Origin of the sequence: Pseudomonas sp. IT-196MI5 (assembly GCF_949767415.1) — a bacterium.
Classification (GTDB): Bacteria; Pseudomonadota; Gammaproteobacteria; order Pseudomonadales; family Pseudomonadaceae; genus Aquipseudomonas.
The window spans coordinates 420,169-442,955 of the sequence record NZ_CATKPZ010000033.1 but is presented as its reverse complement, the minus strand read 5'-3'; the positions used below and the strand labels follow the sequence as shown (position 1 = coordinate 442,955).

General features: G+C 60.1%; 25 protein-coding genes. 11 read left to right on the top strand and 14 right to left on the bottom strand.

Annotated elements, in window-relative coordinates; genetic code table 11:
- Positions 1-13: 13 nt before the first annotated feature.
- From ACM6IK_RS20485 to ACM6IK_RS20475, 3 genes are all read right to left on the bottom strand, one after another.
- Positions 14-655: a thiol:disulfide interchange protein DsbA/DsbL gene (locus ACM6IK_RS20485; RefSeq protein ID WP_414875761.1), complete on the bottom strand. Its 642-nt coding sequence runs from the start codon at positions 653-655 to the stop codon at positions 14-16.
- A gap of 200 nt (positions 656-855) precedes the next feature.
- On the bottom strand, positions 856-1,485 hold the full coding sequence (locus ACM6IK_RS20480; protein WP_414875760.1) for a c-type cytochrome: 630 nt from the start codon (positions 1,483-1,485) through the stop codon (positions 856-858).
- 45 nt (positions 1,486-1,530) lie between these two features.
- Positions 1,531-1,821, bottom strand: a complete 291-nt coding sequence (locus tag ACM6IK_RS20475) for a c-type cytochrome (protein WP_095942973.1) — start codon at positions 1,819-1,821, stop codon at positions 1,531-1,533.
- Positions 1,822-2,012: 191 nt separating this feature from the next.
- Between ACM6IK_RS20475 and yihA the strand changes: the two genes are divergently transcribed.
- Complete coding sequence (gene yihA, locus ACM6IK_RS20470) at positions 2,013-2,657, top strand: ribosome biogenesis GTP-binding protein YihA/YsxC (protein ID WP_008002192.1); 645 nt, start codon at positions 2,013-2,015, stop codon at positions 2,655-2,657.
- A 349-nt stretch (positions 2,658-3,006) separates the two neighbouring features.
- Here the strand turns inward: yihA and polA are convergent, their stop codons facing one another.
- On the bottom strand, positions 3,007-5,811 hold the full coding sequence (gene polA, locus ACM6IK_RS20465) for a DNA polymerase I (RefSeq protein WP_414875759.1): 2,805 nt from the start codon (positions 5,809-5,811) through the stop codon (positions 3,007-3,009).
- A 74-nt stretch (positions 5,812-5,885) separates the two neighbouring features.
- Between polA and ACM6IK_RS20460 the strand changes: the two genes are divergently transcribed.
- Together ACM6IK_RS20460 and ACM6IK_RS20455 are read left to right on the top strand one after the other, a co-directional pair.
- Positions 5,886-6,173: a DUF2782 domain-containing protein gene (locus tag ACM6IK_RS20460; protein ID WP_223459216.1), complete on the top strand. Its 288-nt coding sequence runs from the start codon at positions 5,886-5,888 to the stop codon at positions 6,171-6,173.
- Positions 6,174-6,233: 60 nt separating this feature from the next.
- Positions 6,234-7,184, top strand: coding sequence for a homoserine kinase (locus tag ACM6IK_RS20455; protein ID WP_414875758.1), 951 nt, complete (start codon positions 6,234-6,236; stop codon positions 7,182-7,184).
- A 91-nt stretch (positions 7,185-7,275) separates the two neighbouring features.
- Here the strand turns inward: ACM6IK_RS20455 and ACM6IK_RS20450 are convergent, their stop codons facing one another.
- Positions 7,276-8,196 (bottom strand): zinc ABC transporter substrate-binding protein, encoded by a 921-nt coding sequence (locus ACM6IK_RS20450; protein WP_414875757.1) that lies wholly within the window; start codon positions 8,194-8,196, stop codon positions 7,276-7,278.
- 66 nt (positions 8,197-8,262) lie between these two features.
- Between ACM6IK_RS20450 and zur the strand changes: the two genes are divergently transcribed.
- The 7 genes from zur to ACM6IK_RS20415 all read left to right on the top strand — a co-directional run bounded on the left by zur (position 8,263) and on the right by ACM6IK_RS20415 (position 13,947).
- On the top strand, positions 8,263-8,745 hold the full coding sequence (zur, locus tag ACM6IK_RS20445; protein ID WP_108218739.1) for a zinc uptake transcriptional repressor Zur: 483 nt from the start codon (positions 8,263-8,265) through the stop codon (positions 8,743-8,745).
- Positions 8,745-9,530: a zinc ABC transporter ATP-binding protein ZnuC gene (gene znuC / locus ACM6IK_RS20440; RefSeq protein WP_414875756.1), complete on the top strand. Its 786-nt coding sequence runs from the start codon at positions 8,745-8,747 to the stop codon at positions 9,528-9,530. Before zur ends, znuC begins: the two co-directional genes overlap by 1 nt.
- Positions 9,523-10,311, top strand: coding sequence for a zinc ABC transporter permease subunit ZnuB (gene znuB / locus ACM6IK_RS20435; protein WP_007989405.1), 789 nt, complete (start codon positions 9,523-9,525; stop codon positions 10,309-10,311). The genes znuC and znuB overlap by 8 nt, the downstream gene beginning before the upstream one ends.
- Positions 10,312-10,348: 37 nt before the next feature.
- On the top strand, positions 10,349-11,065 hold the full coding sequence (locus ACM6IK_RS20430) for a PA5502 family lipoprotein (RefSeq protein ID WP_414875755.1): 717 nt from the start codon (positions 10,349-10,351) through the stop codon (positions 11,063-11,065).
- Between the two features lie 367 nt (positions 11,066-11,432).
- Positions 11,433-12,440: a methionine ABC transporter ATP-binding protein gene (locus ACM6IK_RS20425; protein ID WP_218431444.1), complete on the top strand. Its 1,008-nt coding sequence runs from the start codon at positions 11,433-11,435 to the stop codon at positions 12,438-12,440.
- On the top strand, positions 12,440-13,114 hold the full coding sequence (locus ACM6IK_RS20420; RefSeq protein ID WP_414875754.1) for a methionine ABC transporter permease: 675 nt from the start codon (positions 12,440-12,442) through the stop codon (positions 13,112-13,114). Before ACM6IK_RS20425 ends, ACM6IK_RS20420 begins: the two co-directional genes overlap by 1 nt.
- Positions 13,115-13,176: 62 nt before the next feature.
- The gene (locus tag ACM6IK_RS20415) at positions 13,177-13,947 is read left to right on the top strand and encodes a MetQ/NlpA family ABC transporter substrate-binding protein (protein ID WP_414875753.1); all 771 of its coding nucleotides are present in this window, start codon (positions 13,177-13,179) and stop codon (positions 13,945-13,947) included.
- Between the two features lie 168 nt (positions 13,948-14,115).
- Here the strand turns inward: ACM6IK_RS20415 and ACM6IK_RS20410 are convergent, their stop codons facing one another.
- Genes ACM6IK_RS20410 through ACM6IK_RS20390 form a run of 5 tightly spaced genes read right to left on the bottom strand, consistent with a single transcriptional unit; the run spans position 14,116 to position 18,018 of the window.
- Positions 14,116-14,751, bottom strand: a complete 636-nt coding sequence (locus ACM6IK_RS20410) for an SCO family protein (RefSeq protein WP_414875752.1) — start codon at positions 14,749-14,751, stop codon at positions 14,116-14,118.
- Positions 14,748-15,647 (bottom strand): heme o synthase, encoded by a 900-nt coding sequence (gene cyoE / locus ACM6IK_RS20405; protein WP_414875751.1) that lies wholly within the window; start codon positions 15,645-15,647, stop codon positions 14,748-14,750. Before cyoE ends, ACM6IK_RS20410 begins: the two co-directional genes overlap by 4 nt.
- Positions 15,635-16,708 carry a COX15/CtaA family protein gene (locus tag ACM6IK_RS20400; protein WP_414875750.1) on the bottom strand — a complete coding sequence of 358 codons (1,074 nt, stop codon included), beginning with the start codon at positions 16,706-16,708 and terminating at the stop codon, positions 15,635-15,637. Before ACM6IK_RS20400 ends, cyoE begins: the two co-directional genes overlap by 13 nt.
- A gap of 10 nt (positions 16,709-16,718) precedes the next feature.
- Positions 16,719-17,312: a hypothetical protein gene (locus tag ACM6IK_RS20395; protein ID WP_414875749.1), complete on the bottom strand. Its 594-nt coding sequence runs from the start codon at positions 17,310-17,312 to the stop codon at positions 16,719-16,721.
- Positions 17,278-18,018 carry an SURF1 family protein gene (locus ACM6IK_RS20390; RefSeq protein ID WP_414875748.1) on the bottom strand — a complete coding sequence of 247 codons (741 nt, stop codon included), beginning with the start codon at positions 18,016-18,018 and terminating at the stop codon, positions 17,278-17,280. Before ACM6IK_RS20390 ends, ACM6IK_RS20395 begins: the two co-directional genes overlap by 35 nt.
- Before the next feature lie 71 nt (positions 18,019-18,089).
- Here ACM6IK_RS20390 and ACM6IK_RS20385 point away from each other — a divergent pair, with 71 nt between their 5' ends.
- Positions 18,090-18,293: a twin transmembrane helix small protein gene (locus ACM6IK_RS20385; RefSeq protein WP_223455081.1), complete on the top strand. Its 204-nt coding sequence runs from the start codon at positions 18,090-18,092 to the stop codon at positions 18,291-18,293.
- 80 nt (positions 18,294-18,373) lie between these two features.
- Here the strand turns inward: ACM6IK_RS20385 and ACM6IK_RS20380 are convergent, their stop codons facing one another.
- The 4 genes from ACM6IK_RS20380 to coxB all read right to left on the bottom strand — a co-directional run bounded on the left by ACM6IK_RS20380 (position 18,374) and on the right by coxB (position 22,758).
- On the bottom strand, positions 18,374-19,261 hold the full coding sequence (locus tag ACM6IK_RS20380; protein ID WP_414875747.1) for a cytochrome c oxidase subunit 3: 888 nt from the start codon (positions 19,259-19,261) through the stop codon (positions 18,374-18,376).
- Positions 19,262-19,286: 25 nt separating this feature from the next.
- On the bottom strand, positions 19,287-19,838 hold the full coding sequence (locus tag ACM6IK_RS20375; RefSeq protein ID WP_414875746.1) for a cytochrome c oxidase assembly protein: 552 nt from the start codon (positions 19,836-19,838) through the stop codon (positions 19,287-19,289).
- A gap of 117 nt (positions 19,839-19,955) precedes the next feature.
- On the bottom strand, positions 19,956-21,548 hold the full coding sequence (ctaD, locus tag ACM6IK_RS20370) for a cytochrome c oxidase subunit I (RefSeq protein WP_414875745.1): 1,593 nt from the start codon (positions 21,546-21,548) through the stop codon (positions 19,956-19,958).
- Positions 21,549-21,630: 82 nt separating this feature from the next.
- Entirely contained in the window at positions 21,631-22,758 is a 1,128-nt protein-coding gene (gene coxB / locus ACM6IK_RS20365; RefSeq protein WP_414875744.1) for a cytochrome c oxidase subunit II, read from the bottom strand.
- Positions 22,759-22,787: the final 29 nt, after the last annotated feature.

Genomic DNA, 22,787 nt, shown 5'->3' with positions numbered 1-22,787 from the left:
GCAGTGACTGCCCTTAGTTGGCGGCAGCCTTGTTAGCCGCCCGCTCTTTGTCGATCAGTTTGTCGGCCAGTTGCAGGGCCTGTTCGGCACCGCCGGCAGAACCCACGTCAAACCGGTACTTGCCATTGACGATCATGGTTGGAACGCCGGTGATTTCATACTTCTTGGCCAGTTCACGCGCCTTGACGATCTGACCTTTGATAGCGAAAGAGTCGAAGGTCGCGAGGAACTTGTCCTTGTCCACGCCTTGGGTAGCGAGGAAGTCGGCCATGTCATCCTTGTCGGTCAGTTTCTTGTGTTCTTTCTGAATCGCGTTGAACACCGCGGCGTGAACGTTGTGCTCGACACCCATGGCTTCAAGGGTCAGGAACATCTGACCGTGGGCGTCCCACGGGCCACCGAACATCGCAGGAATGCGGACGAAGTTCACGTCCGAAGGCAGCTTCTCCGCCCACGGATTGATCACCGGCTCGAAGGCGTAGCAATGCGGGCAGCCGTACCAGAACAGCTCTACCACTTCGATCTTGCCAGGCACAGCGACCGGAACCGGATTGCTCAGTTCCACATAAGGTGCGGCGGGGGCTTCAGCAGCCTGGGCGGTCATGCCGAGCAGGCTGGCAGCGGCAAAAACGGCGCTGATGATCAGATTACGCATGCTTCACTCCTGGACAAATTTTATCGCCTCGCGCGACTTGTTTTCAGACAGATCCTGGCGGGCTTGAGTTCTGTAGTGTAACGGCAGCGGCCACAAAAAAGGGCGGCCAAGGCCACCCTTTTTATACTGGCTGTCACGGATTAATCGAGCGTTAACGTTGCAGGCGATAAGCACCCTGTTCAACACCCGATCCGCCGGCCTTAGTGCAGGCCTTGAATGTAGCTGGACACCGCGGCGATGTCTTCGTCGCTCAGCTTCTTGGCAATGGTCTGCATGGTCTTGGCATCGCCGTCGTTGTTGCGGCCGCCTTCTTCCTTGCGGAAGTCGGTCAGTTGCTTGGCGATGTATTGAGCGTGCTGGCCGCCGAGGTGCGGGAAACCGGCAGCCGCGTTACCTGCGCCATTTGGCGAATGGCACCCGGTGCAGGCTGGCATACCCTTGGCCATGTCACCACCACGGAACAGGGCTTCACCGCGAGCGACGACTTTCGGATCGGCGGCGCCGACGCTGCCTTTCTGGCTGGCGAAGTAGGCGGCGATGTCCGCCAGGTCCTGATCGCTCAGGTTGGTCAGAAGACCGGTCATTTCCAGAACGGTGCGCTTGCCCGACTTGATGTCATGCAATTGCTTGGTCAGGTAGCGTTCACCCTGACCTGCCAGTTTTGGAAAGTTTGGCGCCATGCTGTTGCCATCCGGGCCGTGGCAGGCGCCACAGACGGCAGCTTTGGCCTGGCCGGCTTTTGCATCACCCGGTTGTACTGCTTCACCTGCAGCATGGGCCATGCCGGAGATGCCCACGGTCAACAGCAGACTCACGATCAATTTCTTCATCAGCTAATCCAACTACGGCTAAGGGTTAAGAGTTATGGACCGGGCTTACTCGCTCATCCAAAGGATGATGGCTTGGTAATCCTCGGCACTGCAGTCCATGCACAAACCACGCGGCGGCATCGCCTTGAAACCCTGGGTCACGTGTTGCACCAGCGTCTCCATACCTTTCGCCAACCTCGGCGTCCAGGCTTCCTGATCGCCTTTTTTCGGCGCCATGGGGAGTTGGCCGGAATGACAGGCACCACAAACACGGTTGTACACAGCTTGCGGATCCTGTGTAGCCTGAGCGCTGTAAAGCGGCATCAAGACACCGGCAGCTAGCAGCCATTTCGTCATAAAACGACCTTTTCAGGGTTGAGAGCGTGCTGCGTTCTAGTGCGCAATCAAGGTCTGTCGCTCTCGTGAACTTCATCCTACGCTGGGACAAAGCGCACACAAAATCTGCGGCATTATATACTGGCGTCACTGAAACGGAAGCGACACTGCTTGCCGCACCCATTCCTGGCGCCGCCCACATCGGAAATCCCATGCAACTCAAGAATCCCATCCTCGGTCTGTGCCAACAGTCCACCTTCATGCTCAGCGCCGCCAAAGTCGACCAATGTCCGGATGACGAGGGCTTCGAAGTCGCCTTCGCCGGGCGTTCCAACGCCGGCAAGTCGAGTGCCTTGAACACCCTGACCCACGCCAGCCTGGCGCGCACCTCGAAAACCCCGGGGCGCACGCAACTGTTGAACTTCTTCAAGCTAGACGATGAACGCCGTCTGGTCGACCTGCCGGGCTACGGTTATGCAAAAGTACCGATCCCGCTCAAGCAACACTGGCAGCGTCACCTGGAGGCATATCTGGGTGGTCGCGAGAGTTTGAAAGGTCTGATCCTGATGATGGACATCCGCCATCCGATGACCGATTTCGACCTGCTGATGCTCGACTGGGCCGTGGCTGCCGGCATGCCGATGCACATTCTGCTGACCAAAGCGGACAAGCTGACCTATGGCGCGGCCAAGAACACGCTGCTCAAGGTTCAGGCAGAAATCCGCAAGGGCTGGGGTGATCTCGTGACGATCCAGCTATTCTCGGCCCCCAAGCGCATGGGCCTGGAAGATGCCTACACCGTACTGGCTGGATGGATGGAGCTGGCGGACAAGGGTGCCGAAGTAGAAGCTCAGTAAGTGCCGAGAAAACTGCCTGCGGCGCACGCAGGCAGTTTTCTCGAGGCAAAAAAAACCCCGGGCTTCATATGGGGAGGGAGAAGTTCCGGGGTTCAAGCTCTAGACCGCTAGGGCGGGGTCCAGATATCTGCCAACACTTAACACAACATAGGAGCATCGAAGGGCTTCACCAGCCATTCAGTAACTCTGAGTGGTAGTTCACAAGATTAGTTCAGATTTTTTTCAAATGGCTTTGAAATAACGCTAAGCGCCTTCCGGACTAAGCGATTTGCGCCCTTCTGCCGCGGCACTATGCCACAGCAGAACACGACAATTTTCTGTAGGAGCGAGCTGGCTCCTACAAGAAGGCTCAGTGAGCCTCGTCCCAGTTATTTCCGACACCCACTTCGACCAGCAACGGGACATCCAGTTTCGCGGCCTCGCTCATGTGCACGCGAATTTCATCGCGAACCTGGTCGACCAGGTCTTCACGCACCTCAAGCACCAGTTCATCGTGCACCTGCAAAATGACTTTGGCATCGAGGCCAGACGTGGTCAGCCAGTTATCCACCGCAATCATGGCTTTCTTGATGATGTCCGCCGCAGTGCCTTGCATCGGTGCGTTGATCGCTGTGCGTTCCGCGGCGGCGCGCTCTTGCGGCTTGTTGGAGTTGATGTCCGGCAGGTACAGGCGACGTCCGAAGAGTGTCTCCACGTAACCTTGTTCCGCCGCCTGCGCACGGGTGCGCTCCATGTACTGGCGAACGCCGGGATATCGAGTGAAGTAGGTATCGATGTAGGCCTTGGCGGTCTTGGTGTCGACGCCGATGTCCTTGCCGAGCTTCTGCGCCCCCATGCCATAGATCAGTCCGAAGTTGATCGCCTTGGCACTGCGGCGCTGATCGGAGGTCACGTCCGCCAGTTCAACCTTGAACACTTCGGCGGCGGTCGCGGTGTGCACGTCCAGATTGTGGCGGAAGGCGTTCATCAGCCCTTCGTCGCGGGACAGGTGCGCCATGATCCGCAGTTCGATCTGCGAATAGTCCGCCGCCAGCAGCTTGTAACCTGCCGGGGCCACGAAGGCCTGGCGAATGCGACGCCCTTCGGCGGTGCGCACCGGAATGTTCTGCAGGTTCGGATCGCTGGAGGACAGCCGCCCGGTGGATGCCACCGCCTGGTGGTACGAGGTATGGATCCGCCCGGTACGCGGGTTGATCTGCTCCGGCAGACGGTCTGTGTAAGTGCTTTTCAGCTTGCTCATGGAGCGGTATTCCATGAGCACTTTGGGTAATCGATAGTCGTCTTCGGCCAGTTTGGCCAACACTTCTTCGGCGGTGGATGGCTGGCCCTTGGCGGTTTTCTTCAATACCGGCAAGCCAAGCTTTTCGTAAAGGATCACGCCCAGTTGCTTGGGCGAACCGAGGTTGAACTCTTCGCCGGCAATCTCGAAGGCTTCACGCTCCAGCGCCACCATCTTGTCGCCCAGTTCGATGCTTTGCACACCCAGCAGGGCAGCGTCGACGAAAGCGCCCTGGCGCTCAATGCGCGCCAGCACCGGCACCAGCGGGATTTCGATGTCGGTCAGCACGCTGGCCAGACTTGGAATGGCCGACAGTTTTTCGAAGAGAGTCTGGTGAAGACGCAAGGTGATATCCGCATCTTCGGCGGCGTAAGGCCCGGCCTGCTCCAGGGCGATCTGATCGAACGTCAGCTGTTTCACGCCTTTGCCGGCGATGTCCTGGAAACTCACCGTGGTGTGGTCCAGGTACTTCTGCGCCAGGCTGTCCATGTCATGACGCGTGGCCGTGGAGTTGAGCACGTAGGACTCGAGCATGGTGTCGAAGGCGATGCCGCGCACGGTAATGCCGTTGTCCTGATCGCCGCCGATGGCGCAGTTGGCCAGGATGTTCATGTCGAACTTGGCGTGCTGGCCGACCTTGAGTTTGTTCGGGTCCTCCAGAATCGGCTTGAGCGCACGCAGAACAGTGTCGCGGTCCAGCTGTTGCGGCACGCCGATGTAGGAATGGGTCAACGGAATGTAGGCCGCTTCGTTGGCCTGAACCGCGAACGACAGGCCCACCAGTCGTGCCTGCTGCGCATCGATGCCGGTGGTTTCGGTGTCGAAGGCAAACAGTTTGGCGTTTTTCAGTTTTTCCAGCCAGGCATCGAACCCCGCCTGATCGAGGATGGTTTCATAGACGGCTCCAGCGGCGACGACCGGTGGGTCGGCCTCTGGTTCGCTGAACAGATCGGCGGCCGGTGCAGGCTCGGCGGCAGCGCTCAGTTCCAGGCGTTTGGCGTCGCGATCAAGGTCGTTCAGCCAACTCTTGAATTCCAGCAGGGTGTACAGCTCGTAGAGTTTGGCCGGATCTTCAGGACCCATTTGCAAGTCGTCGAGCCCAACGTCCAGCGGCACGTCGATCTTGATGGTCGCCAACTGATAGGAAAGGAAAGCCATTTCCTTGTGCTCTTCAAGCTTGGCCGGCAAGGTCTTGGCGCCACGAATCGGCAGGGTCGGCACGATATCGAGTTGCGCATAGAGTTCGGTCAGGCCGCCGTTCACACCCACCAGCAGGCCGGACGCGGTCTTGGGACCGATACCCGGAACGCCCGGAATGTTGTCGGACGAATCGCCCATGAGCGCCAGATAATCGATGATCTGCTCGGGAGCGACGCCGAATTTCTCCTTCACGCCCTCCACATCCATGCTGCTACCGGTCATGGTGTTGACCAAGGTAATGTGACCGTCGACCAGTTGCGCCATGTCCTTGTCGCCGGTGGAGATGATCACCGGACGATCCGCCGCCGCGCTGCTGCGGGCCAGAGTGCCGATCACGTCGTCGGCCTCGACGCCTTCGACGCACAGCAGCGGGAAGCCCAGGGCGATCACGCTCTGGTGCAGCGGCTCGATTTGCACGCGCATGTCGTCAGGCATGCTCGGACGGTTGGCCTTGTATTCGGCGTACATGTCATCGCGAAAAGTCCCACCCTTGGCGTCGAACACCACGGCGAACGGACTGTCCGGATACTGCTTGCGCAGGCTCTTGAGCATGTTCAACACGCCCTTGACCGCGCCGGTCGGCAGGCCTTTGGAGGTGGTCAGCGGCGGCAGCGCGTGAAAGGCGCGGTACAGGTAAGAAGAACCGTCCACCAGGACGAGGGGGGCTTGGCTCATGAGCAGGATCAACCTTTTCGGCGGGTCCGGCGCTAGAATAGCGGGACCGTTGACGACAAAGGGACAAGGTTATCATGCGCACACTAAATCGCCTGTTGCTGGCTGGATTGTTTGCAATCGCACCATTGGCCGTCATGGCGGCGGACGATGCGCCATCGCCGGAACCGGATGTCACCATTCGTACGGAAGGGGACAAGCTCATTCAGGAATATCGCCAAAACGGCTTCCTGTATGCGATCAAAGTCACACCCAAAGGCGGCAAGCCGTATTTCCTGGTGCGCGCGGATGGCTCGGAGGGAAACTTCATCCGCTCCGACTACCCGGATATGCTTATTCCGGCGTGGGAAATTTTTAAGTGGTAAGTCGTCCCTAACTTTAATCGGCGCTGGCTCAACAGCGGCGCCCGTACTGGCAGCTTAAACATGTCTGTGTTCACCCCCCTGGCTCGGCCCGAGCTGGAAGCTTTTCTCGCCCCTTATGGCCTCGGCCGCCTGCTTGATTTCCAGGGGATTGCCGCCGGTAGCGAAAACACCAATTTCTTTATCAGCCTGGAGCAGGGCGAATTTGTACTGACCCTGGTCGAGCGCGGTCCGGTTCAGGAAATGCCGTTCTTCATCGAACTGCTCGACGTGCTGCACGGCGCCGACCTGCCGGTACCTTACGCCCTGCGTACCACAGACGGCGTGGCCTTGCGCGAACTGGCGGGCAAACCTGCGCTGCTGCAACCACGCCTGGCCGGCAAGCATATCAAGCAAGCCAACGCACAACATTGCGCACAGGTCGGTGAGTTGCTCGGCCATCTGCACCTGGCGACCCAGGCCAATATGATCAAGCGCAAAACCGATCGCGGCCTGGACTGGATGCTGGAAGAGGGCACGCAGTTCCTCTCGCACCTCGGTGCCGAGCAGAAAGACCTGCTGCAACGGGCGCTGGAAGAAATCACCCGGCATAAAGAAAAAATCCTGGCACTGCCGCGGGCGAACATTCACGCCGACCTGTTCCGCGACAACGCGATGTTCGAAGGCACGCACCTGACCGGGCTGATCGATTTCTACAACGCCTGCTCCGGGCCGATGCTCTACGACGTGGCGATTGCCTTGAACGACTGGTGCTCGGACGACGATGGCGTGATCGATGGACCGCGAGCGCGGGCCTTGCTGGGCGCTTACGCAGCCTTGCGACCGTTCACCGCTGCGGAAGCCGAGTTGTGGCCGACCATGCTGCGGGTGGCTTGCGTACGGTTCTGGTTGTCACGCTTGATCGCCGCGGAGTCGTTCGCCGGGCAGGATGTGTTGATTCACGATCCGATGGAGTTCCAGTTGCGCCTGGCGCAGCGGCAGACGGTCAACACGCCTCTGCCTTTCGCCCTTTAAAAGCTTCGCGAGCAGGCTCGCTCCCACAGGTACACGGTGATCCTTGTGGGAGCGAGCCTGCTCGCGAATGGGGGCGCCACCTTTTTTCGAATTACAACGACTCCAGACACCCTGCCAAATCATTCCCCAACTTCTCCAGCACCTGCTCATAGCCCTGGGCAGTTGCGGGCGTGTACCCGCCCAGCGCATCCAGCTCAGCCAGTTTCACTGGCAAACCCGCCACCAACGTTTCCGCCAGACGCGGGCGCAACGGCGGTTCGCTGAACACGCAAGTCTTGCCGACCTCCTGCAAACGCGCGCGCATCGCCGCGACATGCTGGGCACCGGGTTGCACTTCGGCCGCGACGCTGAACACACCCGCGTGCTTGAGGCCGTAGGCGTCTTCGAAGTAGTCGAAAGCTTCGTGGAAAACGAAGTAGGGCCTGCCCTGAACATCGGCCAGGCGTTTCTTCAGGCGCACGTCCAACGCATCGAGGCGCTCGTCGAAGGCCTTCAGGTTGCTCTGATAGCGCGCGGCATTGTCAGGATCGGCGGCACTCAGGTCGGCCGCCATTTTCGTGGCGATGACCCGGGCGTTGACCGGCGACAGCCACAGGTGCGCATCCAGGCTGCCCGGACGGTGATCGTGGTCGTGCTCGCCGGCTTCTTCGGCGTGGGAGTGGCTATCTTCGGCGAAGCGGCGCAGTTTCATGCCCGGCAAATCCTGCACGGCGACGCTGGGCAACGTACGACCATTGAGCACCCGTGGCAGGAAACCTTCCATGCCCGGGCCGATCCAGTACAACAGGTCCACCGATTGCACCTTGCGCACGTCGGAAGGGCGCAACGCATAGTTATGCGGCGATGCACCAGGTGGCAGCAAAACCTCGGGAATCGCCACACCGTCCTGCACCGCCGCGGCGATCAATTGCAGAGGCTTGATGCTGGTAAGGACCTTGACCTCGGCCTGCGCCGAACCGATCAGCAGAAAACTTGCGACAAATGCGACAAAGATAGAAAAAAGTCGGGACACGATGACCACTCGAAGAGGCGAGAACGGGTAACATAATAACGTCTCTCACAAAACTCGTCGCCGCTCATGCTAAAAACACCGATTGCCAGCCGCCCCCACGACCACTCACATTGCGTTCACAGCGCTTTGTCCGAGGCTGATGCCCTGTGCGCACGTCAAGGCCTGCGCCTGACCGCATTGCGCCGGCGGGTGCTGGAACTGGTGTGGCAAAGCCACAAGCCCTTGGGTGCCTACGACATTCTCGCGGTCCTCAGCGAGCAGGACGGTCGCCGCGCTGCGCCGCCGACGGTGTACCGCGCACTGGATTTCCTGCTGGAAAACGGCCTGGTCCATCGGATCTCCTCGCTCAACGCCTTCATCGGCTGCAATCACCCGGAACATGCTCACCAGGGTCAGTTCCTGATTTGCCGTGGGTGCCACGCCGCCATCGAGCTCGAACAAAAATCCATCAGTGACGCGATCATCGCCAGCGCCAGGGATGTCGGGTTTATCGTCGAAGGCCAGACCGTTGAAGTGATCGGTCTCTGCTCGGGTTGCCAGGGGGCTTGATGAGCAATGCACTGATCCGTCTTGAGCAGGTTGCCGTCACGTTCGCCGGGCAACCGGTGCTGGACAACATCGAGCTGAGCGTCGAACCGGGACAGATCGTTACCCTGATCGGCCCCAACGGCGCCGGCAAGACCACACTCGTGCGTGCCGTGCTCGGCCTGTTGAAACCGGACAGCGGCAGCGTCTGGCGCAAGCCGAAACTGCGGGTCGGCTACATGCCGCAAAAGCTTCACGTCGATCCGACCCTCCCACTGTCGGTCTTGCGCTTCTTGCGCCTGGTGCCGGGCGTGGACCGTGCGATGGCCTTGGCGGCACTCAAGGAGGTCGGCGCCGAACAGGTGATCGACAACCCGGTGCAAAGCGTTTCCGGTGGCGAAATGCAGCGCGTGTTGCTGGCCCGGGCCTTGTTGCGCGAGCCGGAACTGCTGGTGCTCGACGAACCGGTGCAGGGTGTCGATGTGGCCGGCCAGGCTGAGTTGTACAGCCTGATCACCCGCCTGCGCGACCGTCACGGTTGCGGCGTGCTGATGGTCTCCCACGATTTGCATCTGGTGATGAGCACCACGGACCAGGTGGTTTGCCTCAATCGTCACGTCTGCTGTTCCGGCCATCCCGAGCAGGTCAGTGGCGATCCGGCATTCGTCGAGCTGTTCGGAAAAAACGCACAAAGCCTGGCGATTTATCACCACCATCACGACCACGCCCACGACTTGCATGGTTCGGTGGTGAAGGCGCTCGCGTCGGGCCAACCCCATGTTCACGGAGATAGCTGCAAGCATGGCTGATTTTCTGCTCTACGCCCTGCTTGCAGGCCTGGCCCTGGCCGTCGTTGCAGGCCCGCTGGGGTCTTTCGTGGTCTGGCGGCGCATGGCCTATTTTGGCGACACCCTGTCCCACGCGGCATTGCTCGGTGTGGCCCTGGGCTTCCTGCTGGATGTCAGCCCGACCGTTGCCGTCACCGTCGGCTGCTTGCTGTTGGCAGTGTTGCTGGTGACCTTGCAACAACGCCAGCCGCTGGCATCCGACACACTTTTGGGGATTCTCGCACCCAGCACGCTCTCTCTGGGCCTGGTGGTACTAAGCTTCATGCACGAAGTGCGGATCGACCTGATGGCCTATCTGTTCGGCGACCTGCTGGCGATCAGTCCGACCGATCTGGCCTGGATTCTTGGCGGTAGTGCTGCGGTATTGGTCTTGCTGGTGACGTTGTGGCGCCCATTGCTGGCGATCACGGTGCATGAAGAACTGGCCAGGGTCGAAGGCTTGCCGGTGGCGGGATTGCGCCTGGCGTTAATGCTGTTGATCGCCGTAGTGATTGCCGTGGCGATGAAAATCGTCGGCGTGTTGTTGATCACTTCGTTGCTGATCATCCCCGCGGCTGCGGCGCAACGTCACGCCCGCTCGCCGGAGCAGATGGCACTGGGCGCGAGCCTGCTGGGCATACTCGCCGTGTGTGGCGGGCTGGCGCTGTCCTGGTTCAAGGACACCCCGGCCGGCCCGTCGATTGTGGTGACGGCCGCCGTGCTGTTTCTGCTGAGTTTTGTTCTGCCCCGTCGAGGGGTGTAGACTTGCTCGTTTTTTGCGCAAATAGAGAGTCGCAGGAATGAAGTCGTTCGCCTCCCGTTATCTGCTCCTTGTCGCATTTTCTTTGCTGCTGGGCGCCTGCCAAAGCACGCCACCGGCGGCCACCGAGGCCGCCGATGCGCGGGCCACGGCCATCGTGCAGCTGGAACAAAACATCGCCAGCGATGAACTGGCCATCGCCGAAGACCAATTGGCAGCCCTGCAGGCCGAAACGCCCAACGATGCTTCCCTTGAGCAATACCAGCGGCAACTGGCCGAAGCCTATCTGCGCCGCAGCCAGACCGTACTGCAAAAAGGTGACGTGGATGCCGCCGCGACCGCCCTTAGTCGTGCCCGCGCATTGATGCCCAAGGCTCCGGCACTGACCGGTGGAGTCAACGGCTCGATTGCCCAAGCGCGCAAGGCCGAGCTGGAAAAAGCCGAAGCCGCCCTCAAGGCTGCCGAAGCCAAGCCAAAGGCCAAGGTCATCGATCTAACGGCTGAAAGCACCACGGTCGTGCTGAATATCAACGATATGGGCAAACTGCGTCGCCAACTGGATGCCATCGCCGCCGATGTGGTGAATTTCCAGTGCGACGTGAGCATTCAGGCACCGCGCACCAATGATTACCCTTGGCTAGCTAATTTGCTGACCAAACGGGTGAACAAGCTCGATCCTGAGTTTGATCTGAAGCTTGAGCGGCAGATTTTGCGCAGTGTTCCGGCGCAGATGGTTCTGACCCCTCGCAAATCTTAAAAGCATCGCGAGCAAGCTCGCTCCCACAGGGTTTCGGGTTGCCCACACATTTTGTGACCAACACTTCTCTACTGTGGGAGCGAGCTTGCTCGCGATGGCGGTCGCTCTAGCTCCGCAGATCTTCAGGCCAGAATCGCCTTGGCCTTCGCCTCCCTGTCCCAAACCCGATGCTGCCCAGCAGGTCGAAATTGCCTTCGGCCTTGGGCGAGCCTCTTCAGCCGTTCCTTTTTTCTGACCTTTGATCGCGTTATTGCCAAATGACAGGACAAATGCGAAATAAATGCTAAGAACCTCTATACGGACAGGCTAAAATGCGCGCCCGGCTAACCGCTGATCCTTTTCTAACGCGCCCCACAAGGTTCGCTACGTGATCGAGTTTCAAAACGTCCATAAAACCTACCGCGTCGCCGGTAAGGAAATCCCCGCCCTGCATCCGACCAGTCTGACGATTGAGAACGGGCAGGTTTTCGGCTTGATCGGTCATTCCGGTGCAGGAAAAAGTACCCTGCTGCGTCTGATCAATCGCCTGGAAAACGCCAGTGGCGGCAAGATCACCGTCGACGGTGAAGAAGTCACTGCGCTCGACGCCAATGGCCTGCGCCGCTTCCGTCAGCAGGTCGGGATGATTTTCCAGCACTTCAACCTGCTGGCCTCCAAGACTGTCGCCGACAACGTCGCGCTGCCACTGACCCTGGCCGGCGAGCTGTCGCGCAGCGAGATCGACTCGCGCGTGGCCGAGTTGCTGGCGCGGGTCGGTTTGTCCGACCACGCGAAAAAGTACCCGGCGCAATTGTCCGGCGGACAAAAGCAGCGTGTCGGCATTGCCCGCGCCCTGGCGACCAAGCCAAAAATCCTGCTGTGCGATGAAGCCACCAGCGCCCTTGACCCGCAAACCACCGCATCGGTGTTGCAGCTGCTGGCCGAGATCAATCGCGAGCTGAAACTGACCATCGTCTTGATCACCCACGAGATGGACGTGATCCGTCGGGTCTGCGACCAGGTGGCAGTGATGGATGCCGGCGTGATTGTCGAGCAAGGCTCGGTGGCCGAGGTGTTCCTGCATCCGAAGCACCCGACCACCAAGCGTTTTGTGCAGGAAGACGAGCAGATCGACGAAAGCGAACAGCGTGATGACTTCGCTCACGTGCCGGGGCGCATCGTGCGTCTGACCTTCCAGGGCGAAGCGACCTACGCGCCATTGCTGGGCACCGTCGCCCGGGAAACCGGTGTGGACTACAGCATCCTGGCCGGTCGTATCGACCGCATCAAAGAAGTCCCCTACGGGCAACTGACCCTGGCCGTGACCGGCGGTGACATGGAAGCGGCCTTCGCCTGCTTCACCGCGGCCGACGTTCACATGGAGGTGCTGCGCTAATGGAAGCCCTGACAAGTTTCTTTGCCAATATCGACTGGTTCGAAATCTGGCTGGCCACCGGCGACACCCTGCTGATGCTCGGCGGTTCGCTGTTGTTCACCGTCCTGCTCGGCTTGCCACTGGGGGTGCTGCTGTTCTTGTGCAGCCCGCGCCAGTTGCTGGAAGCCAAAGGCGTCTACGCGATGTTGTCACTGGTGGTGAACGTTCTGCGTTCGCTGCCGTTCATCATCCTGTTGATCGTGATGATCCCGTTCACCGTGTTGATCACTGGCACGTCCCTGGGTGTCGCCGGTGCGATCCCGCCGCTGGTGGTGGGTGCCACGCCGTTCTTCGCCCGTCTGGTGGAAACCGCCCTGCGTGAAGTGGATCGCGGCATCATCGAGGCGACCCAGGCCATGGGCGCGACCACGCGGCAGATCATCACCAATGCGTTGTTGCCTGAGGCTCGTCCGGGCATCTTCGCAGCGATTACGGTGACTGCCATTACACTGGTGTCCTACACGGCGATGGCCGGTGTCGTGGGCGCCGGTGGTCTGGGTGACCTGGCGATCCGCTTCGGTTACCAGCGTTTCCAGACCGATGTGATGGTGGTGACGGTGGTGTTGCTGCTGATACTGGTCCAGGTACTGCAAACCGTTGGCGACAAACTGGTTGTGCATTTCTCCCGTAAATAAGACATGAGCCGGCCATTCGCTGGCAGGCGCCGGAAACCGGCGCCGCACAAGGAGTTAGCTGAATGAAAAAACTACTCGTGGCCTTCGCGGCCGTTGCCGCGTTCTCTGCCCATGCGCAAACCCTGACCGTCGCGGCCACCCCGGTACCACACGCCGAGATCCTCGAATTCGTGAAGCCGGCCCTGGCCAAAGAAGGCGTGGACCTGAAGGTCAAGGTATTCACCGACTACATCCAGCCGAACGTGCAGGTCGCGGAAAAGCGCCTGGATGCCAACTTCTTCCAGCACCAGCCGTACCTGGACGAGTTCAACAAGGCCAAGGGCACCCACCTGGTTTCCGTGGCCGGCGTGCACCTGGAGCCCCTGGGCGCTTACTCCAGCAAGTACAAGACCATTGCCGAACTGCCTGGCGGTGCCAACGTGGTGATCCCGAACGATGCCACCAACGGCGGCCGTGCGCTGTTGCTGATGGCCAAGGCCGGCCTGATCAAGTTGAAGGATTCGAACAACATCCTGTCGACCGTCAAGGACATCACCGAGAACACCAAGGACCTGAAAGTCCGCGAACTGGAAGCCGCGACCATCCCGCGCGTGCTGACCCAGGTCGACCTGGCGCTGATCAACACCAACTACGCGCTGGAAGCCAAGCTCGATCCGTCCAAGGACGCGCTGTTCATCGAAGGCAGCGACTCGCCGTACGTGAACATCCTGGTGGCCCGTCCGGACGACAAGGACAGCGAAGCGATGAAGAAACTGGTCGCTGCCCTGCACAGCCCGGAAGTGAAGGCCTTCATTCTCGAGAAGTACAAAGGCGCGGTAGTGCCGGCGTTCTGACCGACTGCTGCAACGAAAAAAGGGGCGCATTGAATGCGCCCCTTTTTTGTGCCTGAAACACAGCCCCTTTGTGGGAGCGAGCCTGCTCGCGATGGAGTGTCAGTCGACACCCATGTAGCTGACACACCTTCGCGAGCAAGCTCGCTCCCACAGGGTTTAGTGGCGTAGTTACTGACGTTTGAGCATCACCGGCAACTGTGCCACCAACTTCGCATTATTCAACGGCGCGCGGATGAAGCCGCGCTGGGTGCCGTCCGGCCCGATCACCGCGAGGTTGCCGCTGTGGTCGACGGTGTAGTTCGGCTTGCTGGTGTCCGCCGGAATGTATGGAATGCTCACCGCGTTGGCGATCTTTTGCAGCTCTTCGGTCGACGCCGGGGTCAGGCCGATGAACTGCGGGTCAAAGTAACCCAGGTACTGCTTGAGCTGCTTGGGTGTATCGCGATTGGGGTCGATGCTGACCAGCACGATTTGCAGTTTATCCACCGCTTCTGGCGGCAACTCGCTCTTGATCTGTCGCAGCTGGGCGAGGGTGGTCGGGCAGATATCCGGGCAGAAGGTGTAGCCGAAGAACAGCAGGCTCCACTTGCCTTTCAATTCATTGATCGCGACCGGCTGGCCGTCCTGATTGGTCATCGCCACGTCCGGCAGATTACGGCTCTGCGGCAGCAAGATGATTCCGGCGTCGATCAGCGCTGTCGGATCGCCCTGATTCTTCCCGGATAGCACCTTGTTGACGGTCAGGCCCAGGATCAGTGCGACCAGGGCAACGAGAATGAAGACGGTTTTCTGGGTTCGGGTCATAGGTTCAACAGTAAGTAGTGGTCTACGAGCAGGGCGATAAACAGCAGGAACAAGTAGTAAATAGAGTACTTGAACGTGTTGATCGCCGCGTGCGGCCGAGTGCCACGGTACAGCACCACGGCCCATTGCAGAAATCGCGCACCCAGCCCGAGCGCACACACCAGGTACAGCATACCGCTCATGTGGATCACGTAAGGCATCAGGCTGACAGCGAGCAACGCGAAGGTATACAGCAGGATATGAATCTTGGTGTAGTGCACGCCATGAGTGACCGGCAGCATCGGGATGTCGGCCTTGGCGTATTCCTCCTTGCGATGGATCGCCAGTGCCCAGAAGTGCGGCGGGGTCCAGGCGAAGATGATCAGCACCAGCAGCAGCGGTTCGGCGCTGACGTGACCGGTGGCGGCGGTCCAGCCGAGCAACGGCGGCGCAGCACCGGCCAGACCACCGATGACAATGTTCTGCGGGGTCGCGCGCTTGAGAAATCCGGTGTAGATCACCGCGTAGCCGAGCAGCGAGGCGAGGGTCAGCCATGCGGTCAACGGGTTGGTGAACGTCAGCAACATGGCTTGCCCGAGGGCCGCCAATACGAACGCGAACGTCAGCGCGGCGGTTGGTGAAACCCGACCTTCGGCGAGCGGCCGTTTTTGGGTGCGCGCCATGACTGCGTCGATGCGCCGGTCCACTACGTGATTGACCGCCGCCGCGCCACCGGCACACAAAGCGATGCCCAGGTTGCCGAAAATCAGCACCGTCCACGGCACGCCGGCACGGGTCGCGAGGAACATCCCCACCAGTGAAGTGATGAGCATCAGCACCACGACTTTGGGTTTGGTCAGCTCCAGGTAGTCACGCCAGATCGCCTGACTGGGACGTTCGCTGATCAGAATCGCCATGGCATCTCTCCTTTTATTGTTATGGGCCCGGCTGAGTGTTTACGCGGGCTGAAGTGCCAGCGCGTTGGCTGCTTGACCCGGACCAGACTGGTTCGGGCGTGGTAATTGACCAGCACCATGGTCAGCAACAGCGCCGCGCCGCCCGCGTTATGCGCGACAGCCACTGGCAGCGGCAGATGGAACAGCACGTTGCTGATGCCCAGTGTGATTTGTGCGCCAAGGGCGATCAGCACCAGGCCTGCCAGGCGCGTCATGCCGACAACTTTCAATTGCCAGGCCAGACCGAGCAACACCAGGGTGACCAGCACCGCACCGATGCGATGGGTCAGGTGAATGGCCGTACGGGCATCGCTGTCCAGTTGCCCGCCGAGATAGTTCGGACCGATGTGTTGGGTCAGGTGAAAGCCATTGGCGAAGTCGGCAGGCGGCAGCCATTGGCCGTGGCAAGTAGGAAAGTCGATACAGGCCACGGCAGCGTAATTGGAACTGACCCAGCCGCCGAGGGCGATTTGCCCGATCACCAGCAGCAGTCCGGCCGTCGCCCAGTGCTGCAGGCGTCGCGGCACGGTCAGCGCCGGCAGTACGCCGGACAGACGCAAGGTCAGCAGAAACAACAGGCTCAAGGTCGCGAAACCGCCAAGCAAATGCCCGGTAACCACCTGCGGCCAGAGCCTGAGCGTTACTGTCCACATGCCGAACGCGGCCTGGCCAAAAACCACCGCCAACAAAAACAACGGCAACTTCACCGGTTGTCCCGGATGACGGCGATGCAACCACGCGCGACCGGCCAACACCGTGATCAATATCCCCAGCGTGCCGGCGAAGTAACGGTGGATCATCTCGTTCCAGCCCTTGTGGGCCTCGACTGGAGTGTCCGGGAAATGCAATTCGGCATGGGCCAGCTGGGCTTCGCTTTTCGGCACGCTGATGAAGCCGTAGCAGCCGGGCCAGTCCGGGCAGCCGAGGCCGGCGTGGGTCAGGCGGGTGTAGGCGCCGAGCAACACCACAATCAATGCCAGCAAGGTGGCAAACAACGCGAGGCGAAATCCAGGTTTGGCCATGACGATGCCCTTATCCGATATTCGACAGTTTCAGCAGGTGACGCAGGTCGTTGAGCAGGTCCTTACCCTTCACCGACGGGTCATAGCGCAGCACCAGGTTGCCGTGAGGGTCGATGATCCACAGGTGCGGTGCGTCATTGCTCTGAGCACCTTTAGTGTAGGTCGGCAAGTCCAGTGAATAGCGTTGCAACTGCGGGTACTCGCGTTGAAGTTTAGTCTCGTAATCGCTGTTCAGCGTCTGCGCGGCAGCCAATGCATGGCTGGCGCGGGACGCATCGCGGCCGAGGCCGATCTGGATCTGCCGCGCCAGATACACCAGTTGCTGGCAGTCCACCGCACAATCCCTGGGCGCCGTTACCAGTATCTGCCAGCGATCCTCCTGAGCCTGCACGCCGATGTCGGCACGGGTCTGGCCGTTACCGATCAGTTCGCCGTGATAACTGCGGCCCTCGGGCACCCAGAAATTCAGCTTGTACATGCCGGTGGCGAGGATCATCGGACCGATCACCCCGAGCAGGATCAGCAGCAGTTGCAAGCGGCCCTTGCGCCGGTTCACCGACGGTTTCGCCTCAGACATGCTGGGTGGATTCATGGCCGCTCCCATGGTGTTTCTCCTTTGCGTTGTGCCAGCCGAGATAGAAATAAAGGCCGAACAGGGCGATCGCCATGGCGAACCACTGCACGGCATAAGCAATGTGTTTTTCCGGCCCCATGGCCACCACTGGCCAGTCGGCCTGATAAGTGGCGGGGCCGGTTTCGGCGCGTAGCTCAAAGGCAAAGCCTTCGCGGCTCAGCGCAGTCCAGAGCCTGGTTGGCTCAACGGCCGTAATCAGCTTCGGCCATGTCAACGTTGTGGGATCTGCGTGCAATTGGAACGTCGCACCGGGGGAGACGTAGACCCATGCGTCGAGGCTGACCGCTTCGGTGGGTGTATTGAATTGGGGTGGTGTGCGGCGCTCCGGCCACGGCAGCCAGCCGCGATTGACCAACAGCCAAAGCCCGGTGGCCTGGTCGTGAAACGGTTGCAACAGCTCGACACCAACCCTGCCGTTGCGTTGACTGTTGTCCAGCAGCAGGCTGTGTTCGGCATCGAACTGACCGTTCAGGTGAACCCGACGGAAGGCCGGGTCTGTCGTGTGTTGCAGTTCGGTGCTGGCCATAGGCTCGGCGGCCCGGCGCTCGGCGTAGGTTTGCAGCAGCGCGCTTTTCTCCGCGCCCCGGCTCAATTGCCAGAACCCCAAAGACACCAGCAGCGGCAGCAACGACGCCACCACCAGCGTTGGCACGATACCTGGCCGAAAGCGCTTCATGGCGTCGCCAGAATGTTGGTCATCGCGATAGCTATACTCAAATGCATCGCTTCTCCCCCCGGAGTCTCACCATGCTCAAAGCAGCCATCGTCCTGATGCTGATTGCCACGGTTGTCAGCCTGTTCAGCGGCCTGTTTTTTCTGGTCAAGGACGACAGCCGCTCAAACCGCCTCGTCATTGCCTTGAGTGTGCGAGTGACGCTGGCCGCCCTTACCCTCGGTCTGATCGCCTGGGGTTTTTTCAGCGGCCAGTTGGTCTCTCACGTGCCTTGGTAGCTTGCTCGCCAAGGCGTGTCAGTCACCCTGATTTCGACTGATAAACCTTCGTCGGAACGCCGCCCGGAGCAAGCTCGCTCCTACAGCACATAGACGAAAACGAACAGCCCGATCCACACCACATCCACGAAGTGCCAGTACCAGCTCGCCGCTTCAAAGCCGAATTGATGCTCGCTGTCGAAGTGCCCCCGCATGATCCGCATCAGCATCACGAACAGGATGATGGTGCCGATGGTCACGTGGGCGCCGTGGAACCCGGTAAGCATGAAGAAAGTCGCGCCGTAGATGCCCGAACCCAGGGTCAGCCCCAATTCGTGGTAGGCGTGCATGTACTCTTCGGCCTGGAAGGTGAGGAACCCACAGCCCAACAGTACGGTGAGCGCCAGCCAGAGTTTCAGTGCGCCGCGATGGCCCTTTTTCAAGGCGTGGTGGGCGATGGTCACGGTTACGCTGGAGCTCACCAGTAACACGGTGTTGAGCAGCGGCAGGCCCCAAGGGCTGATGACTTCCTTGGGCGGCGGAAACAGTTTCGAGTCGGGGTTGCTCAGCAGCGGCCAGGTGAACTCGAAGTTCGGCCACAGCATGTGCGCGATGCCTTTGGCGCCCTCACCGCCGAGCGCCGGCCCGGAGATGTGACGCACATAAAACAGCGCACCGAAAAAGGCGATGAAGAACATCACCTCCGAGAAAATGAACCAGCTCATGCCCCAGCGGAACGAGCGATCCATTTGCGCGCTGTACAAACCACTGCGACTTTCCTTGATCACCGTGCCGAACCAGCCGAACAACATGTAAGCCACCAACAGGCCACCGACGAAAAAGATCAGCGGCCCGTGGGATTCCGGACGCGCCGCTTTCAGATCGTTGAACCAGGTAGCCAGGCCGTACACAGTGGTGACCATGCCGAGCGTGGCGATGATCGGCCATTTGCTCTGGGCGGGAACGTAATAATGTTCATGAGTTGCCATTTATTGTTCTCCTTATCGGGCACGCTCAGCCGCCAGTGTTTACAGCTACCGGGGGATGTCGGGCGGTGATATCGAACAGCGTGTAAGACAGCGTCAGGTGCTTCACTTCCTTGGGCATGTCACGGTCAACGATGAAACGCACCGGCATCTCGATCCGTTGACCGGGCTGCAGCACTTGCTGGGTAAAGCAGAAACATTCGGTCTTGTGGAAGTACGCCGCCGCGGTGCTCGGCGCAATGCTCGGCACCGCTTGGGCGCTCATCGGCTTATCGGTGGGGTTGTGGGCGATGAAGATCATTTCGTTCACTGCCCCCGGATGGGCCACCAGCTCCTCGCCCTTGGGATAGAAGTCCCAAGGCATATCGGCGGTGTTGGTCGACAGAAACTGCACGCGCACCTGCCGCGAGGTGTCCACCGTTTGCTCGCCCTGGTACTGCCCGGCGGTCTTGCCGTTGATGCCGAACGCCTTGCACATCACGTCGTAGATCGGCACCAGTGCAAACCCGAACACAAACATCGCCACCACCACGGTCAGCAGGCGCGTGACCAGTTTTTTCATCGAAATAGAGTCAGCCATGGTTTCGAACCTCAACACCAATCCCTGTGGGAGCGAGCTTGCTCGCGATAGCGGTGTGTCTGACACACCGAGTTGGCCCTATCGCGAGCAAGCTCGCTCCCACAGAAGAGCAGGTGTTCATTTCACTTCCGGCGGCGTGGTGAAGGTGTGATACGGCGCCGGTGACGGGATGCTCCACTCCAGGCCTTCAGCCCCGTCCCACGGTTTGGCCGGTGCTGGGGGGCCGCCGCGAATGGTCTTGATCACGATGAACAGAAAGAAGATCTGCGTGGCGCCGAACATGAATGCACCGATCGACGACACCATGTTGAAGTCGGCGAATTGCAGGTTGTAGTCCGGAATCCGTCGCGGCATCCCCGCCAGGCCCACGAAGTGCATCGGGAAGAAGGCCATGTTCATGCCGATGAACGACAGCCAGAAATGCAGCTTGCCGAGGGTTTCGTCGTACATGTGGCCAGTCCATTTAGGCAGCCAGTAGTAGGCCGAGGCGAAGATCCCGAAGATCGCCCCCGGCACCAGTACGTAGTGGAAGTGCGCAACCACGAAGTAGGTGTCCTGGTACTGGAAGTCCGCCGGGGCGATGGCCAGCATCAACCCGGAGAATCCGCCGATGGAGAACAGGATCACGAACGCCACGGCGAACAGCATCGGCGTCTCGAAGGTCAGCGAGCCTTGCCACATGGTGCTGGCCCAGTTGAACACCTTCACGCCCGTTGGCACTGCAATCAGCAGTGTGGCGTACATGAAGAACAGCTCGCCCACCAGCGGAATGCCGACCACGAACATGTGGTGCGCCCAGACGATGAACGACAGGAACGCGATACTCGCCGTGGCGTAGACCATCGAGGTGTAGCCGAACAATGGCTTGCGCGAAAAAGCCGGAATGATCGAGCTGACGGCACCGAAGGCCGGCAGGATCATGATGTACACCTCGGGGTGACCGAAAAACCAGAACACATGCTGGAACAGCACCGGGTCACCGCCACCGGCGGCACTGAAGAAGCTGGTGCCGAAATGGATGTCCATCAGCATCATGGTCACGCAGCCCGCCAGTACCGGCATCACCGCAATCAACAGGAACGCGGTGATCAGCCAGGTCCAGACGAACAGCGGCATTTTCATCAACGTCATGCCGGGGGCGCGCAGGTTGAGGATGGTCGCGATCACGTTGATCGCCCCCATGATCGAACTGATCCCCATCAAGTGAATGGCGAAGATGAAGAAGGTCACGCTTTCCGGCGCGTAGGTCGTCGACAGCGGTGCATAGAAGGTCCAGCCGAAGTTCGGCCCGCCGCCGGCGGTGAACAGGGTCGATACCAGCAGCAGGAACGCTGCCGGCAACAGCCAGAAGCTGAAGTTGTTCATCCGCGGCAGGGCCATGTCCGGCGCGCCGATCATCAGCGGGATCATCCAGTTGGCGAGGCCGACGAAAGCCGGCATCACTGCACCGAAGACCATCACCAGACCGTGCATGGTGGTCATCTGGTTGAAGAACTCCGGCTGGACGATTTGCAGCCCCGGCTGAAACAGCTCGGCACGGATCACCATGGCGAACGAGCCGCCAAGCAGGAACATGGAGAATGCAAACCACAGGTACAGCGTGCCAATGTCCTTGTGGTTGGTGGTCAGCACCCAGCGCATCAAGCCCTTGGCGGGACCGTGGGCGTGGTCGGTGGCGGTATGAACATGGTCATCGACTACAGCAGTCATGTCCTGTCTCCTGCAAACGGATGGGCTGGGCAGGCCGGGGCGTCATGTCCCGAGCGGTTCCTTACGTGCGCAATTAACCGGATCATTTGCTTTCCGCCTGTTTCAGCTCCAGCACTTCTTTAGGGGTGACCATGTCGCCTTTGTTGTTGCCCCAGGCATTACGTTCATAGGTCACGACCGCCGCGATATCCACTTCCGATAGTTGCTTGCCGAACGCCGCCATTGCGGTGCCGGGCTTGCCGTGGAAGACAATGCTCAGGTGAGCGTCTTTCGGTCCGGTGGCGATTTTCGAGCCCTTGAGCGCCGGGAACATCGGCGGAAGGCCCTGGCCTTCGGCCTGGTGACAGGCCACGCAGGTGGTGTGATAGACCTTGTCACCGCGATCCTTGAGTTCATCGAGCGTCCATTCCTTGCTGGTTAGCTCTTTGAGCTGCGCGGCCTCGACCTTGCGATCGGCCAGCCATTTTTCGTAATCGGCCTTTTCCTTGACCTCGACTACCGTCGGCATGAAGCCGTGATCCTTGCCGCACAACTCGGCGCACTGGCCACGGTAGATGCCGGGCTTGTCGATGCGGGTCCAGGCCTCATTGACGAACCCGGGAATCGCATCGCGCTTGACCGCGAAAGCCGGCACCCACCAGGAGTGGATCACGTCGGCGGAGGTCACCAGGAAGCGCACCTTGGTGCCGACCGGCAGCACCAATGGCTTGTCGACTTCGAGCAGGTAGTGCTCGCTCTTGACTTCCTTGTTGTGGATTTGATCCTGGGGGGTGGTCAGGTTGCTGAAGAACTCGACGTCCTGGCCCAGGTATTTGTAATGCCACTTCCACTGGTAGCCGGTGATCTGGATATCGATCTCCGGCTCGCTGGCGTCGTACATCTTGATCAGGGTTGCGGTAGCGGGAACCGCCATGGCCACCAGGATCAGGAAGGGCACGATGGTCCAGAGGATTTCGACGGTGGTGCTTTCATGAAATTTGGCGGCCACCTGTCCGGTCGAGCGGCGGTGGAGAATCATCGACCAGAACATGGCACCAAAAACGATGATGCCGATCACCACACAGATCCAGAAAATGGTCATGTGCAGATCGAATACTGCGTGACTGATTTCAGTCGCTCCAGGCGCCATATTCACAGTCCAGGCCGCTTGCGCCTGACTGAAAATCGACCACAACAGGAGGCCCATCCAGACATGTGGATGTCGCATCATTGCGGGTTCCCCTTATCGTTCTTGTTATC